This window comes from Aquirufa salirivi (assembly GCF_045310485.1).
Lineage (GTDB): Bacteria > Bacteroidota > Bacteroidia > Cytophagales > Spirosomataceae > Aquirufa > Aquirufa salirivi.
This window is the reverse complement of the sequence record NZ_JBEWZH010000002.1, coordinates 2501-18769: the sequence shown is the minus strand read 5'-3', so window position 1 is coordinate 18769 and position 16269 is coordinate 2501. Positions and strand designations below refer to the sequence as shown.

Annotated in this window: 11 protein-coding genes and 2 rRNA genes (1 of these 13 running past the window's edge); 7 read left to right on the top strand and 6 right to left on the bottom strand. The window is 40.0% G+C overall.

Going from position 1 to position 16269, the window contains the following annotated elements:
• Positions 1 to 282: 282 nt before the first annotated feature.
• Genes U0R11_RS02490 through U0R11_RS02480 form a run of 3 tightly spaced genes read right to left on the bottom strand, consistent with a single transcriptional unit; the run spans position 283 to position 3257 of the window.
• Positions 283 to 1143, bottom strand: a complete 861-nt coding sequence (locus U0R11_RS02490) for a dienelactone hydrolase family protein (RefSeq protein WP_406749639.1) — start codon at positions 1141 to 1143, stop codon at positions 283 to 285.
• A gap of 48 nt (positions 1144 to 1191) precedes the next feature.
• Complete coding sequence (locus U0R11_RS02485; protein WP_406749638.1) at positions 1192 to 2565, bottom strand: monooxygenase; 1374 nt, start codon at positions 2563 to 2565, stop codon at positions 1192 to 1194.
• The gene (locus tag U0R11_RS02480) at positions 2562 to 3257 is read right to left on the bottom strand and encodes an AlbA family DNA-binding domain-containing protein (RefSeq protein ID WP_406749637.1); all 696 of its coding nucleotides are present in this window, start codon (positions 3255 to 3257) and stop codon (positions 2562 to 2564) included. The genes U0R11_RS02485 and U0R11_RS02480 overlap by 4 nt, the downstream gene beginning before the upstream one ends.
• Before the next feature lie 126 nt (positions 3258 to 3383).
• Between U0R11_RS02480 and U0R11_RS02475 the strand changes: the two genes are divergently transcribed.
• The 3 genes from U0R11_RS02475 to U0R11_RS02465 are packed head-to-tail and all read left to right on the top strand — an operon-like array spanning position 3384 to position 6281.
• Positions 3384 to 4076: a phosphoadenylyl-sulfate reductase gene (locus U0R11_RS02475; RefSeq protein WP_406749636.1), complete on the top strand. Its 693-nt coding sequence runs from the start codon at positions 3384 to 3386 to the stop codon at positions 4074 to 4076.
• Between the two features lie 15 nt (positions 4077 to 4091).
• Positions 4092 to 5012, top strand: a complete 921-nt coding sequence (gene cysD / locus U0R11_RS02470; protein ID WP_406749635.1) for a sulfate adenylyltransferase subunit CysD — start codon at positions 4092 to 4094, stop codon at positions 5010 to 5012.
• A gap of 18 nt (positions 5013 to 5030) precedes the next feature.
• Entirely contained in the window at positions 5031 to 6281 is a 1251-nt protein-coding gene (locus U0R11_RS02465) for a sulfate adenylyltransferase subunit 1 (protein ID WP_406749634.1), read from the top strand.
• A 2-nt stretch (positions 6282 to 6283) separates the two neighbouring features.
• Here the strand turns inward: U0R11_RS02465 and U0R11_RS02460 are convergent, their stop codons facing one another.
• Positions 6284 to 6715, bottom strand: a complete 432-nt coding sequence (locus tag U0R11_RS02460) for a sterol desaturase family protein (RefSeq protein WP_406750040.1) — start codon at positions 6713 to 6715, stop codon at positions 6284 to 6286.
• Between the two features lie 131 nt (positions 6716 to 6846).
• Here U0R11_RS02460 and U0R11_RS02455 point away from each other — a divergent pair, with 131 nt between their 5' ends.
• From U0R11_RS02455 to U0R11_RS02440, 4 genes are read left to right on the top strand one after another with little or no spacing between them, the layout of a single operon-like run.
• Positions 6847 to 9471, top strand: coding sequence for a valine--tRNA ligase (locus U0R11_RS02455; protein WP_406749633.1), 2625 nt, complete (start codon positions 6847 to 6849; stop codon positions 9469 to 9471).
• Positions 9472 to 10509 (top strand): gliding motility protein GldB-related protein, encoded by a 1038-nt coding sequence (locus tag U0R11_RS02450; RefSeq protein ID WP_406749632.1) that lies wholly within the window; start codon positions 9472 to 9474, stop codon positions 10507 to 10509.
• A gap of 4 nt (positions 10510 to 10513) precedes the next feature.
• Complete coding sequence (locus U0R11_RS02445) at positions 10514 to 12313, top strand: ABC transporter ATP-binding protein (RefSeq protein WP_406749631.1); 1800 nt, start codon at positions 10514 to 10516, stop codon at positions 12311 to 12313.
• A gap of 4 nt (positions 12314 to 12317) precedes the next feature.
• On the top strand, positions 12318 to 12743 hold the full coding sequence (locus tag U0R11_RS02440; RefSeq protein WP_406749630.1) for a Fur family transcriptional regulator: 426 nt from the start codon (positions 12318 to 12320) through the stop codon (positions 12741 to 12743).
• Positions 12744 to 13384: 641 nt separating this feature from the next.
• On the opposite strand, the gene rrf is transcribed toward U0R11_RS02440, so the two are convergent.
• Positions 13385 to 13496, bottom strand: a 5S ribosomal RNA gene (gene rrf / locus U0R11_RS02435).
• Positions 13497 to 13564: 68 nt separating this feature from the next.
• Positions 13565 to 16269 (bottom strand): 23S ribosomal RNA (locus U0R11_RS02430) (it continues 126 nt past the right edge of the window).

Genomic DNA, 16269 nt, shown 5'->3' with positions numbered 1-16269 from the left:
ATTTGCAAAAAATTGTACTATTATTGGTTGCTTTCTTGACATATTTCAAGAAACGGCAGCAAATATACCTTCAATTTTGATATAAAAAACAGCTATTTTTCATTTTATTAAAATTGCCCTAAAAAATTGATTTACAGCGCCTAATTCGCACATATTCAAAACAAATAATATTGGTTCGGCGGAGCAAACAGGTACAAAAAGGAAATTATCGAACTCAAAACCAAGCAAAAGACCTTGAATGATTCAAAAAAAAGGGAAGCCTTTCGCTTCCCTCAAGTATAATTATTTCAATGTTTGCTCAAATAAGCCCATGGTTCTAGTCCAAGCCAATTTAGCCACTTCAGCGTTGTAACGTGCCGGCGAAGAATCATTGTTAAAGGCATGTTGCGCTCCTTCATACACGAATAGTTGATAATCCTTCTTGTTGGCCTTTAGCGCTTCCTCAAAAGCAGGAATCCCAGCATTGATTCGCTCATCCAGACCAGCATATTGTAGCATCAATTTGGCTTTGATCTTGGGAACATCAGCTACTTCTGCTTGTCGACCATAATAGGCTACAGCAGCAGTTAATTCAGGGTCCATGACAGCCATGGAATTTACCATGCCTCCGCCCCAACAAAAACCAACTACACCCGTTTTTTTATTACTGTTTTTCAATCCTCTTAAATAATCCAAACCACTTTTAATGTTTTCTAAATTTTGTACCGCATCCAATTTAGCAAACAAGGCACGTCCTTCATCTTCATTAGCAGGAGTTCCTCCAAAGGGAGAAAGCGCATCAATACCCAAAGCAATGTATCCTGCTTTGGCAATTCTACGCGTTACATCCTTGATATGTGGAGTCAATCCTCTGTTTTCATGAATGACCAATACAGCACCTAATTTCCCTTTAGATGATTTCGGTTGTACTAAATAGCCTTTCATGATACAATTTTTGGAAGGGTAAGAAACATCCTCCATCAATAAATCAGCATCTTGAACTGATACTTGATTCGCCATGGCATAATTGCCTTCCAACATGGGTAAAATAGCTAAAGCAGCCGCTGTTCCTCCAGCTAATTTGCTCAGTTTAGCTAAAAACACTTCCCTTTTTAATGGTTTGTGTGTGTACTCATCAAACAGGTTGATAATTTTCTGATCCATTATTTTTTCATTTAAGCATGTGAGTGAATATGTATGTAGTGCTCTGTCTTAAAGTGCGTAGTAATATCCAAATATGATGTCCATCTCGTCTTCGGAAGTTAAACCAAAACGAATGATGCGATTCGTATTATTTTCATAAGTAACCACCGAAGTTAATCCTTCTCCTGCTTTAAGCTCAATCACTTTGGAAAAATTAATAACCTTCGGATGCGCCCAATCCGTACTTTCATAAATTACCTCTCCATTTCGGGCTCCTCCTTTAATTTTAATTTGAAATAATTTACCCCACTGATGGGTATGGGAAGTTAAAGACACGATGGCTACTGCCTTATCAAAGGTAAAATCTTTGGATATGACGGTCTTTTGATTGGCAGGTATAGTTAGATTGGTATTATTAAAATTGATCATTTGCACTACCTTTTTCACTTGATCAGCCTTTACGGTATATAGATTGACATAGTTTTCGCCAAAAATCACCTCGTTGGTTTTATTAAAATAATGAGGATTTAAATCAATGGAGCTGTTGGCAGGGAGCAATAATGCCGTTCCTTCAGGAAAAGTATAGTCTGAATTAGGATCTGTGCCGCCACCCAAGAAAAGGTGATTTTGCATTTGCAAAAAGGTAAACACATTGATGCTATTATCACCATTACGCAAGTCCCTTACTTCATTTAAATTAGGCAATGCTTGTTTATTTTCAAAATCATACAGGACCATGTGGTGGCTATTGGGCCTTGACTTTAACTTAATGCGGGAAACATACACTGGAGCTGAATTATTTAAAGGCTTGCGAACAAATAACTCACGTTCAAAATTAGGTGCGACAGAAAACTTCTCGACTTTCAATTGAATCCCCTCTTTTCCTTCGGCGGATGGTTCAGTTAATGGACTAAAATCTGAGCTTACCGCAAAACTAGGTGTCGTATCATCCAATAGTTTGGAATCGGCTACTTCTCCCTTTTCAGGAGCTCCAGCTTCAATCCAATTTTGGATAAATTTCAATTGTCCAACTGACAGCGGCTTGCCTCCTAAAGGCATGGGCACACCATAATCTATGCTGGAATGATGTGCCACATCCCAATTCAGTTTATGATACAATAAACTTTGAGTGGATTGATATTTGGTAACTCGTAAGATTTTATTGAGGACGGCATTGGGGTTTTTAGCAGCGACTCCTACCAGTTGAGCGTAAGAGGATGATTTAGCAAGTACTAAGCCATGTTGGGCAAAGGATGCATCGGTGGTAGCGAGATGGCAACCCGCAGTGGCACAAGAAGGAGTAAATATTCGATCCTGGATTAAATCAAAAGAGGAGGTAACTGAACTAACTGGATTGGTAGAGTTTTCTGGCTCTACTGCTTGCTTCGTGCAAGCAGAAAAAAGCAGGCTTAAAGCAAATATTGCCCAATAACAGTTTTTCATCTTAAGGTATAAATATCGTATACTTCGCCTGGCAAAATGCGTAAAACACGTGCCAAAACCAATAGAACTAATTTCCGTGAAGCTAGCCAAAGTGGTAAGGATTGCTTCTCTGCAAACAAAGCTAATGTAATCTGTTGATTTTCATGCAAATACTCCATCAACCATTTTTCAGCCGGTCCAAAATTAAATTGTATGCCTTCCTCATTTTCTCTTCTAAGTATTTGTTTCATCTCCTTGCTCGCTTGTACCGTACGATCTTTGATGCGCACATAACACTTGGGCTGAGATTCATCTGCTACTTGAACCAGATGTGGCTTGTCGATACTGGGAAATATATGATAAACAAGAATTGCCCTTTGAGAATCTATTTCCACCCGATAATTAGTGTAGGAAAAAACAGGGAAACAATATTTTTCAATAGCCCGATCCAGGAGAAATTGTTCTTCATCTACAAATTTCACGCCTTGAACTTGACCCTCATCACTGACACCTATTAAAAGCGTTCCTCCATCAGTATTGGCAAAAGCTACCATTTCTTTGATAATCTTTTCTGGGAATTTTACTTTCATTTTAAACTCCAAGTGCAGACCCTCCCCCTGCTTAACTAAGTTTTTTATAGCCTTCAAGTCCAAAAAGGGAGATTTATCTTCCTCCATTCCCTCATTCCACCAAATCTCAGAGCCTTGATGCATTCTACCTTATTTATCGTGATGAATTTACAAAAGATTTATTGCCTTCGCATACATCATGTAAATCTTTTTATTGTCAAGTATAGTAATTCAATAGACATTATGTATTTTTGTGAAAATTTTAAGAGCATGGATATTTCAACCCTTGAAAAAACCTTAGCAAATCTATCTCTAGAAGAACGATTGCGTGTATTGACTCAACTTTTCCCTAATGAGAAAATAGTATTTTCCACTTCTTTTGGGCAAGAGGATCAAGCCATTTTATACGCCATAGCTAGTCAATCTTTAGCTATACACATATTCACATTAGATACCGGACGGCAGTTTCAAGAATCCTATGAATTAATGGATTTGACTACCCGAAAGTATCAAATTACGATTGATACTTTTTTTCCAAAATCAGAATCGGTGGAAAAACTAGTGAAAGAAAAGGGTTTCAACTCCTTTTATAATTCAGTAGAAAACAGAAAAGAATGTTGTTTTATTCGTAAAATGGAACCTTTATCCCGAGCTTTGCAAGGAGCAAAGGTTTGGATAACAGGTTTACGAGCCGAGCAATCTGAAAATAGAGCCAATATGCCCATCGTAGAATGGGATGAACAAAGACAATTGTTCAAAATCAACCCATTAATTGATTGGACATTTAATGAATTAAATCAATATTTAGTACACCATAAAATACCCCAAAACCCTTTGCATAAAAAAGGATTTATCTCCATCGGTTGCGCACCATGTACCCGTGCCATCGCTGAGGGAGAACACCCTAGGGCAGGCAGATGGTGGTGGGAAAACTCTCAAAAAGAATGTGGTTTACACGCCTAATTTATTACCCATTTTATGACAAATTCAACCATTAAAGACAAAATAGGACAGTTTCCAAGAAAACTGGAAGATGAATCTATTTATATCATGCGTGAAGTTGCAGCTCAATTTGAGCGCCCAGCTTTACTTTTTTCTGGAGGTAAAGATTCTATTACTCTAGTAAGATTAGCTCAAAAAGCATTTTTTCCTGGAAAAATTCCTTTCCCTTTGGTACATATTGATACAGGGCACAACTTCCCTGAAACCATTGAATTTAGAGATTGGCTAGCCAAAGAAACTGGAGCAGAATTGATCGTACGTTATGTACAGGATTCCATCGACCAAGGAAAAGCCAAAGAAGAAACAGGTAAATATGCCTCTCGCAATGTTCTTCAAACCGTAACTTTATTAGATACCATTGAAGAATTTAAATTCGATGCTTGTATCGGTGGAGCTAGAAGAGATGAAGAAAAGGCCAGAGCAAAAGAACGCATCTTTTCTGTTCGAGATGATTTCGGCCAATGGGATGCCAAAAGGCAAAGACCTGAGTTATTTGATATGCTGAACGGCCGTATAGCTGTGGGCGAAAATGTGCGTGTTTTCCCTATTTCCAATTGGACAGAACTAGACGTTTGGAATTACATCAAGGAAGAAAAAATGGAAATCCCAAGCATCTATTTCTCGCACCAACGCCAAGTTATTGAACGTGATGGTATGCTTTGGGCAGATTCAGCCTACCTGAATAAAGAAGCCGATGAAATCCCATTTGAAGCCACCGTTCGCTTTAGAACCGTAGGTGATATGACTTGTACGGCTGCTGTAGAATCTGATGCAGTAGAAATTGAAATCATCATTGAAGAGATTTTATCAGCAGAAATTTCAGAACGAGGAGCTCGTATCGACGATAAGCGCTCGGAAGCCGCCATGGAAAAAAGAAAGCAACAGGGATATTTTTAACAGGAGAGAGAAAGGAATATGGATATTTTACGTATAGCTACTGCAGGATCTGTAGACGACGGAAAAAGTACTTTAATTGGTCGATTATTATATGAAACCAATTCAATTACTAAAGATAAAATTGAAGCATTAGAAAGCGCTTCCAAAAGAAAAGGATTAGATTTTTTAGATCTTTCTCTTTTAACAGATGGTTTAATCGCGGAAAGAGAACAAGGCATCACCATCGATGTGGCGCATATTTATTTCTCCACTCCCACACGTAAATACATCATTGCAGATACACCCGGTCACGTGGAATATACCCGTAACATGGTTACTGGGGCTTCCAATGCCAAAGTATCATTGATTTTGGTGGACGCTCGCCAAGGTGTGGTAGAACAAACAGCTAGGCATTTATCCATTGCGGCATTACTCCGCATTCCCAAAGTCATTGTTTGTGTGAATAAAATGGATTTGGTTCAATATGACGAAGCTAAATTTGAAGCCATCAAAGATAGTTTAGGTTCATTGGTAGCTCAAACCACTTTTGAAGGACAAGAAATCAGCTTTTTACCCATTTCTTCCCTGTTTGGACAGAACATTACCCAAGCTGCTGATAAGATGCCTTGGTATCAAGGAAATACCTTATTGGGTGAATTAGAAGCTTTTGAATTTGCAGAAAGCTTAGCACACGCACCAGCTCGTTTTCCAGTTCAATGGGTTATTCGCCCAAAAACAGAAGAATATCACGACTACCGTGGCTATGCTGGAAAAATCAGTTCAGGTACTTTTCAAGTTGGGGATGTCATCAAAGCATTACCTACTGGTCAAGAAAGCACCATTGCTTCCATTGAAAAATTTGGTGAACAATTAGAGCATGCTGTCGCTGGAGATTCGGTCGTGATTACATTAACGACTGACGTGGATATTTCTCGTGGAAATTCTTTGGTATTGGCTTCGGATACGCAAGCACCCCAATTAAAAGATTTTGCTGCCCACATTTGCTGGTTAGATCACCAAGCTTTAAGTCCAGGAAAAACTTATTTATTACAGCATGGGGTAAATTTGACTAAAGCCAAAATTTCTCAAATAACAGAGCGATTGGATGTGGTAGCGCAAACATCTAGCCAAGATGTAGACTCACTGAAACTCAATGAAATTGGAGGAATACAATTGCGTACAGCACAGCCGATCATGGCGGATGTCTATGCAGAAAATCCTTCCAATGGAGCGTTTATATTAATAGACGAGTTTTCTAACTCAACAGTTGGGATAGGTTTCGTTAAATAAACCTATTCATATTTTTTGGGGGCGTACAAGAAACCGAAAGCTTCTGCGCCCTCTTTTTCATGCACTTCATGGTGAACGTAGTGAGCTTTAATCAAGCGCTTCAAATAGCTATTCTTTGTTTTAAACTTGATTTTGATTCGTCGATGGACGATGATATCATGAAAAATAAAATAGCACAAACCATAGGTTGCAATGCCCAGTCCAATCCACAATAATGGCCTGTAAGCTTCGATTTCAGCACCTATGATGATTGTTAGGGTCGACAAGACTCCAAACACTACCGAAAACAAATCATTTTTTTCCAATACATTTTTGTGATGTACATGATGTGACTCATGCCAATTCCACATGATACCGTGCATGATGTATTTATGGGTAAACCAGGCCATTCCTTCCATCAGTAAAAAAGTACCTAGCCACAATCCTATTTCCATGATTTCTGTTTTCAATTTGAACCGAAATTACGTCGAATTGTTTTAAAATTCCACCTTCCTCTTTGAGCTAAATCAATTATCTTTGTAGGCTATAATAAACCGTTCCTAGAATACGGCAAGAATCTTCCTTTATGATTGACAAAAATTACGCCCCCCAAGAAATAGAGCAAAAATGGTATGCCTATTGGATGGAAAATAAGCTATTTGCTTCCAAACCAGATCCTAATAAAGAAGCCTATACCATCGTCATCCCTCCTCCCAATGTGACGGGAGTTTTGCACATGGGGCATATGTTAAACAATACCATCCAAGACGTGTTGATTAGAAAAGCGCGTATGGAAGGAAAAGAAGCTTGTTGGGTACCAGGTACAGACCATGCTTCCATTGCTACTGAAGCAAAAGTAGTTGCGATGTTGAAAGAAAAAGGCATCGAAAAAAAGGATATTAGTCGGGAAGAATTTCTAACATATGCTTTTGAGTGGAAGGAAAAGTATGGCGGAATTATCTTAGATCAATTAAAAAAATTAGGCGCTTCGTGTGATTGGGATCGTACCCGATTCACGATGGAGCCTTCATTATATGAGGCTGTAATTGAAACTTTTGTTCGACTATACAACAAAGGGTTAATTTACCGAGGTGTTAGAATGGTCAATTGGGACCCTCAAGGTAAAACGGCTTTGTCTGACGAAGAAGTTATTTACAAGGATGTTCAAGCCAAATTATACCATATCCAATATCCCTTGGTCGATGGTTCTGGATATGTTACCATTGCCACTACGCGTCCTGAGACCATCATGGCCGATGCTGCCATCTGCGTCAATCCTAGGGATGAGCGCTATCTCTCCTTGCATGGCAAAAAGGTTTTTATTCCTTTGATCAATCGTGAAATCAGCATCATTCCAGATGATTATGTAAGTACCGACTTTGGAACGGGTTGTCTTAAAGTAACTCCAGCCCATGATTTGAATGACTATGAACTAGGCATTAAGCATAAATTACCTGTTATCGATATCATTGACGACAATGGTGCATTAAATGAAAAGGCTGTCTTGTTTGTAGGCATAGATCGTTTTGAAGCTAGAAAGCGAATTGTCAAACAATTAACAGAAGAAGGTTATCTGATCAAAACGGAAGAATATAAATCGACCATTGGTACTTCTGAGCGTACAGGTGCGGTTATTGAGCCAAAGCTTTCCTTGCAATGGTTTTTGAAAATGGAGGAAATGGCGAAACCTGCTTTGGAAAATGTCATGAATGACAACATCCAATTGCATCCAGCCAAATTCAAAAATACCTACCGTTCTTGGATGGAAAATGTCCACGATTGGTGCATTTCTCGCCAATTATGGTGGGGCCAACAAATCCCTGCATTTTACCTACAAGATGGAACGCTGATTGTGGCGAAAGATAAGAAAGAAGCGTTGCGCATTGCTCGAGATAAATACCAATTATTTGCTTTAGTAGAAGATGATTTAACGCAAGATCCTGATGTATTGGATACTTGGTTCTCCTCTTGGTTGTGGCCAATCTCAGTGTTTGATGGTATAGGAAACCCGGAAAATGAAGAAATCAATTACTACTATCCAACCAACGACTTAGTGACGGGACCTGATATTTTATTCTTTTGGGTAGCCCGTATGATTATGGCAGGATATGAATGGAGAGGCGAATTACCTTTTAGAAATGTGTATTTGACGGGTATTGTTCGCGACAAGCAAGGCAGAAAAATGTCTAAATCCTTGGGCAATTCACCTGATCCACTGGAATTGATTGAAAAATTTGGAGCGGATGGAATTCGCTCTGGTTTATTGTTTTCTGCTCCAGCCGGAAACGATTTGTTGTTTGATGATAAACTCTGTGAACAAGGAAGAAACTTCTCCAACAAAATCTGGAATGCATTCCGTTTATTAAAGGGATTGGAAGTTCAGGAAGGTAAAACATTACCAGAACATGTACTAGCTGCGGAATGGTTTGAATCTAAATTATCTCAAACGATTCTGGATGTACAAGACCATTTCCAAAAATTCCGTATTTCAGATGCCTTATTAAGTATCTACAATTTGGTTTGGGATGATTATTGTGCCAAATATTTGGAGATCATCAAACCGCCATACCAAAGCCCAATTGCTTCTGAAACTCTAACAAAAGCCTTAGGTTTATTTGATCAATTGATGCGTTTATTGCATCCATATATGCCCTTTATTACCGAAGAAATTTGGCAGAACATGGAAGAAAGAAAAGAAGGCATTAGTATTTGTAAAGCCGAATTTCCATTAGCAAAACCTGTCAACGCTTCCATCATTGCCCAGTTTGACGCCATGTTTGAGGTTGTGACTAAAATCCGAGAGATTAGAAACATCAAACAAATTTCTCCTAAAATAGCGCTTAGTTTATGCATCAAAACGGAGCAAGCAAGCGCTTATGAGGCAATAAATGCCCTTTTAATTAAACTAGCTAATTTAGATTCTGTTTCTTTCATTCAAGAATCTATTTCAGAGGCACAAACTTTTGTCGTAAAATCAGATCAGTTTTTTGTTCCCTTAGCCAATGACGAGGATCCAGCTGTGTTAAAAGAAGAAACGGAAAAGGAATTAGTTTACTTGGAAGGGTTTAAAAAATCCGTTGAGGCAAAATTAGCCAATGAAAAATTCGTTCAACATGCCAAAGCAGATTTGGTAGAAAGAGAAAGACAAAAGCTCTCTGATGCTGAAAATAAAATCAAATCCTTGAAAGAGTTATTAGCCCGTTTAAACTAGATGAAAAACGTTCAACGCTATGTAGGATTTTTTGGCTTGATAATTGCCCCTTTTTTCTTTGGGTCTTGCGGAAGTGTGGAAGACAAAAAGGAAATCCAGGCAAATAAGCCAATCATTCAATTGGATATACAGCGTTTAGATCAGACTATTGCGAATAGTACGACTGAAAAACAAATCGACAGTATTCTTCACAAGCATCCTGAGGTCTTACAGGCTTATTTTTCTGTTGGAACAAATCGCTCAGCTGAACTTGCAAAAAACTTCTTTGCACTTTTCCAAAATCCCGCACTTAAGAAATTTTATGAACAAAGTCAGCAACAAGCCTTTTTTGGTGGAAAAGTTTTGGAGAATGAGTTACAAGCTGCATTCCAAGAAATAAAAAATGAGTTCCCTCTTGCTAAAATACCTAAAATCAGAACGGTATTTACGGGATTTGGGGCTGTAGGAAACTTCAAAACCCAACACCTTGTTGTAAGCGATAGCCTAATCATCATCGGATTAGATTATTTCATGGGAAAAAAGGGATTGTATCTCCCTCAAAATGTATATGACTACCAATTAAGGCGCTTAGAACCTAGATCGCTAGTTGGGCAAATTTTATTATTGTATGCTGGCTATTTCAATCAACATGATGCAGAAAATGCTACCATGTTAAGCGATATGATTTGGTATGGAAAAAGCTATGCATTTGCTAAAAAAATGGCCCCTGCTTTAGCAGATAGCTTATTGTTTGGATATACTCAAACAGAATTAGCGGAATCAGATATGTTCCAACAAGAAATTTGGGAACATTTTATTGATCAATCTTTGTTGTACAAACAGGATGAATTCACCAAAGCCAAATATTTGGGGGAAAGACCCAAAACGATTGAAATTGGTCCCGCATGCCCGGGCTCTATTGGTCGATGGTTAGGATGGAGAATCGTCCTTGCTTATCAAACAAATCATCCAAAAGAAAGTTTGGCATCAATCATGGCAAAACCAAATGCCAATCAACTATTCCAGGCCTCAGGATATAGAGGTAAAGCGAAAGAATAATCATATGGCAAAGAGACACGAGAAATTTGGAGAAGGAGCTGACCCTAAAGATGCCAAAAAAGTCAATAAAGAAGGAATTCGCAAAGCATTACGTATTTACAAATTTATTTTGCCTTATAAATGGACATTCATCGCAGGAATGTTCTTTTTGTTTTTTTCGAATTTAACTACCTTGAGTTTCCCTTTAGTAATTGGCGAAATGACCAAAGTAATGGAAGGGAAATCGCATTTTTCCATCAATCAGGTCACCATCTTCTTTTTTTCGATCTTGGTTATTCAGGCTATTTTATCCTTTTTTAGGATTTATACCTTTGCTCAGGTATCCGAAAAAGCGATGAGGGACGTTCGTCAACATCTCTATTCCAAGATCATTACACTCCCTATTTTTCAATTTGAAAAACGCCGAGTAGGAGAAATGATGAGTCGAATAACCTCCGATATTACCCAATTACAAGATGTACTTTCCATTACATTGGCTGAATTCTTTAGACAAATCTTCACCCTAGTAGGTGGAATTGCCTTGATTACCTACATATCGTGGAAACTAACCTTATTCATGCTAGCCACATTTCCTGTTTTAGTCATTGCGGCCTTAGTTTTTGGACGATTTATTCGCAAAGTTTCCAAAAAATCTCAAGATGAATTGGCATCCACCAACATCATTGTGGAAGAAACTTTCCAATCCATTCAGGCAGTCAAATCTTTTACCAATGAAAAATGGGAAGTTAATCGCTATACACAATCCTTAAATTTAGTGGTGGACCAAGCGTTAAAGGCAGCGACTTTCCGAGGAGGTTTTGTCAGCTTTATCATCTTCGCTCTTTTTGGTGGAATCGTTGGAGTGGTTTGGTATGGAGCACAATTAGTTTCATCAGGGGATTTAATTCTGGCTGAGCTACTGACTTTTATATTTTATACTGCTTTTATTGGGGGTTCGGTAGGTGGACTGGGTGACATTTATGCTCAGTTACAAAAGACTATTGGAGCTTCTGAAAGGATTTTAGAAATTTTAGATGATCCATCTGAAATAAACATGGAAAAGGAATCAGAAATTGAAATTCCATTTGGAAGAATTGAAGTCAAGGATTTACATTTTACTTATCCTGGTCGACCGAATGTCCCAATATTAAAAGGTATTAATTTCTCGATTGAACCTGGTGAGAAAGTAGCCATTGTAGGCAGTTCTGGTACAGGTAAGTCAACATTAGCCCAGTTGTTCATGCGCTTTTATGAACCGAATTCGGGGAAAATTGAATTGGTAAATCAGGATATACAATCGTTCGATGTGAGTGATTGGAGAAAATTAGTGGCTTTAGTACCTCAAGAAGTTTTACTATTTGGAGGAAGTATCCGTGAGAATATTGCATATGGTAAACCAGGTGCAACGATGGAAGAAATAGAAAAAGCTGCTGAATTAGCCTTTGCCAAACAATTCATTGAATCATTTCCTGAAAAGTGGGAAACATTGGTTGGGGAAAGAGGTGTAAAATTATCTGGAGGACAAAGGCAGCGCATTGCCATTGCGAGAGCTATATTAAAAAACCCCAAGTTTTTATTGCTGGATGAAGCGACAAGTGCTTTAGATTCGGAGTCGGAAAAATGGGTTCAATCGGCATTAGAAGAATTAATGAAAAATCGTACTAGTTTAATCATCGCTCACCGTCTATCGACCATTCGTTCGGCAGACAAAATCATTGTCATGCAAGAAGGTCAGATTGTTGAAACGGGTAATCATGAGGAATTGATGAGCTTGAACGATGGAATTTATCAAAAAATGGTCAAATTGCAATCTGATCATATCTAAGAAAATGGAGCATAAAGCACTTAGTTTGTCTGACTTTGACCTTCGGCCCACACCTTGTAGAATGGAGGTATTGGGTTTATTACAATCTCATGACTATGCTTTAAGTCAGGGCGATATTGAACACCAATTAAGTAGCCAATTTGACCGTGTTACAGTGTATCGTACACTCAAATCTTTCTTAAGTCAAGGACTAATTCATAAGGTGCTGGACGATATTGGGGGCATCAAATATGCACTTTGTAAAGAGCTTTGTCATCAGGGTGGACATGCACATCAACACGATCATGTGCATTTTAAATGTGACCAATGTGGCCAAACAACTTGTTTGGAATTGGTTCATATACCAAGTATCAGTTTACCAGAAAATTTTACAAAAAAAGAAAGTAATTTATTAATTCAAGGGGTTTGTAATTTGTGCAATCAGGTTTAATTAACTTATTTTCCTTTTAGTAAGCCCATATACATATCGGGTTTATTTAATAGCGCTTCAGTAGCTTTGGGTGTCTAAAGCCAAATTCTCAATTTCCAAAATTAGATTAACCGAATATCAACAGTTATAATTGTTTCTTTTTAATAAAAAGAGAAACAAAAAACTTCTTTTTGTCGTCCAGCCAAGGCGGGAAGTAAATTGTAAATGATGAAGTATAAATTATGAATGGATTTGGCTACATTCTAATCACTAATAACTAATCCCTATACAGGTTAATCCCAACGAAAGATAGTAGCGCAGCATAAGCGAAGCGGCAGGCGCATCTTTGACCTCGTGCGTAGGCTAAAGCTAAGCGTCAAAGATTAAAGCCGTATGCGGAGTGAACATCGGTTCCGTGCATGCGGAATTCGTATTGGATTAACCGTATTTCCTCTGTTTTTTTTGTTTCTTTTTTTTATGAAAAAAAGAAAGACCATGAAAAGGTTTATTCCAACAATGCAGCACTAATAAATGGTAAATGGTGAAGTATAAATTATGAATGGATGTCGGATTCACATTCGAAACTCTAATAACTAACCACTAATTCTACATTCAGCAAAAAAAAAGCCCACTAGAATCTAGCGGGCTTGGGGATAATAATAACTTGGAGCTTACTTACTTTCCCGGGTTTGATCCCAGTATCATCAGCGGTGCGGGGCTTAACTTCTCTGTTCGAGATGGGAAGAGGTGAACACCCGTCCTATCGGCTCCATAAATCTTGCAAGGTCTTAGCCTTTTTCCATATTGTGAGATAAAATAAACAGTCGTTGCATTTTTTTAATAAAAGTAAGCTTTCGGGTAATTAGTACTACTCGACTTTGACATTACTGCCTTTACATCTGTAGCCTATCGACCGTGTCGTCTACACGGACCCTTCATGGAATACTCATCTTCAGGTCAGTTTCGCACTTAGATGCTTTCAGCGCTTATCTGATCCCGACGTGGCTACTCAGCTATGCCCTTGGCAGAACAACTGATATACCAGCGGTCAGTCCAACTCGGTCCTCTCGTACTAAAGTCAGAACCTGTCAATATTCCTACGCCCACAACAGATAGGGACCGAACTGTCTCACGACGTTCTGAACCCAGCTCGCGTGCCACTTTAATCGGCGAACAGCCGAACCCTTGGGACCTTCTCCAGCCCCAGGATGTGACGAGCCGACATCGAGGTGCCAAACCTCCCCGTCGATGTGAGCTCTTGGGGGAGATCAGCCTGTTATCCCCAGAGTACCTTTTATCCTTTGAGCGATGGCTGTTCCATACTAAACCACCGGATCACTATATCCTACTTTCGTACCTGATCGACTTGTCGGTCTCACAGTCAAGCTCCCTTTTGCTATTGCACTCTACGCACGGTTACCAAGCGTGCTGAGGGAACCTTTGAAAGCCTCCGTTACTCTTTTGGAGGCGACCACCCCAGTCAAACTACCCACCAAGCAATGTCTCCCAATTAGGGATTAGAATTCCAGTACAAGAAGGGTGGTATTTCAACGTTGGCTCCCCGATGCCTAGCGACACCGGCTCATAGCCTCCCACCTATCCTACACATCCAGTACCAAAACTCAATGCTAAGCTATAGTAAAGGTTCATGGGGTCTTTCCGTCCCGTTGCGGGTAAACGGCATCTTCACCGTTACTACAATTTCACCGAGCTCACGGCTGAGACAGTGCCCAGATCGTTACACCATTCGTGCAGGTCGGAACTTACCCGACAAGGAATTTCGCTACCTTAGGACCGTTATAGTTACGGCCGCCGTTTACTGGGGCTTCAGTTCAATGCTTCGCCTTGCAGCTAACATCCCCCCTTAACCTTCCAGCACCGGGCAGGTGTCAGGCCTTATACGTCATCTTTCGATTTTGCAAAGCCATGTGTTTTTGTTAAACAGTCGCCTGGGCCATTTCTCTGCGGCCTCGATTACTCGAGGCTCCCTTTATCCCGAAGTTACAGGGTTAATTTGCCGAGTTCCTTAGCCGTGATTCACTCGAGCGCCTTAGAATATTCTTCTCGACCACCTGTGTCGGTTTACGGTACGGGTTACTTATTAGTTATACACGCCTAGACTTTTCTTGGAAGATCACTCGCTACACTCGTTTTGGCATTGCTGCCGCCTCTCAAAGACACTATTCCGTCAGTATCTGGTAACCCATTCTCTCCGTCATCTATTTGCCCAATAAGTAAGTACAGGAATATTAACCTGTTGTGCATTAGATTGTCGCTCTCGCTAGACCCTTAGCCCCCGACTAACCCTCAGTTGATTAGCATAGCTGAGGAAACCTTAGTCTTTCGGCGTGAGGGTTTCTCGCCCTCATTATCGTTACTCATGCCTACATTTGCTTTTCTGATCGCTCCAGCCAAGCTCGTCGCTCAACCTTCGCCGCAATCAGAATGCTCCCCTACCAGTATATAAATATAATCCAAAGCTTCGGTACTTTACTTGATGCCCGTTTATTATCGATGCCCGCCTCGCTCGACCAGTGAGCTGTTACGCACTCTTTAAATGAATAGCTGCTTCCAAGCTAACATCCTGGCTGTCACTGCAATCAGACTTCCTTAGTTCAACTTAGTAAAGATTTTGGGACCTTAGCTGTTGGTCTGGGTTCTTTCCCTCTCGGATTGGGACCTTAGCACCCCAACCCTCACTCCCGGGTATATTTTAAGCCATTCAGAGTTCGTCAGGATTTGGTAGGATTTGACTCCCCCTAGTCCTATCGGTAGCTTTACCTGCTTAAAACTTGACCCCGAGGCTGTTCCTAAAAACATTTCGGGGAGTACGAGCTATTTCTCAGTTTGATTGGCCTTTCACCCCTACCCACAAGTCATCCAAATACTTTTCAACGTAAACTGGTTCGGTCCTCCACTCCGTTTTACCGGAGCTTCAACCTGCTCATGGGTAGATCACAAAGTTTCGCGTCTACTCCCACTGACTAAGCGCCCTATTCAGACTCGCTTTCGCTCCGGCTGCTCACATCTATGTGATTAACCTCGCCAGTGAAAGTAACTCGTAGGCTCATTATGCAAAAGGCACGCCGTCACCCCACGAAAGGGCTCCGACCGCTTGTAAGCGTATGGTTTCAGGGTCTTTTCACCCCCTTACTCAGGGTACTTTTCACCTTTCCTTCACAGTACTCGTTCACTATCGGTCTCTTGGTAGTATTTAGCCTTACCGGATGGTGCCGGCAGATTCAAAGGGGATTTCTCCGGTCCCCCCCTACTCAGGATACTCCTACAATGAAATAAACTTACCAATACAGGGCTCTCACCTTCTACGGCCCGCCTTCCCAGACAGTTCTCGTTCATTTATAACATCGATATCGAAGTCCTACAACCCCAGTCTTGCCGCAACAACACTGGTTTGGGCTAATCCGCGTTCGCTCGCCACTACTTACGGAATCACTTTTGTTTTCTCTTCCTCTGCTTACTTAGATGTTTCAGTTCAGCAGGTTTGCCTTCTATTTAAATAGAATACTAGATCTTCAATCTAGTGGGT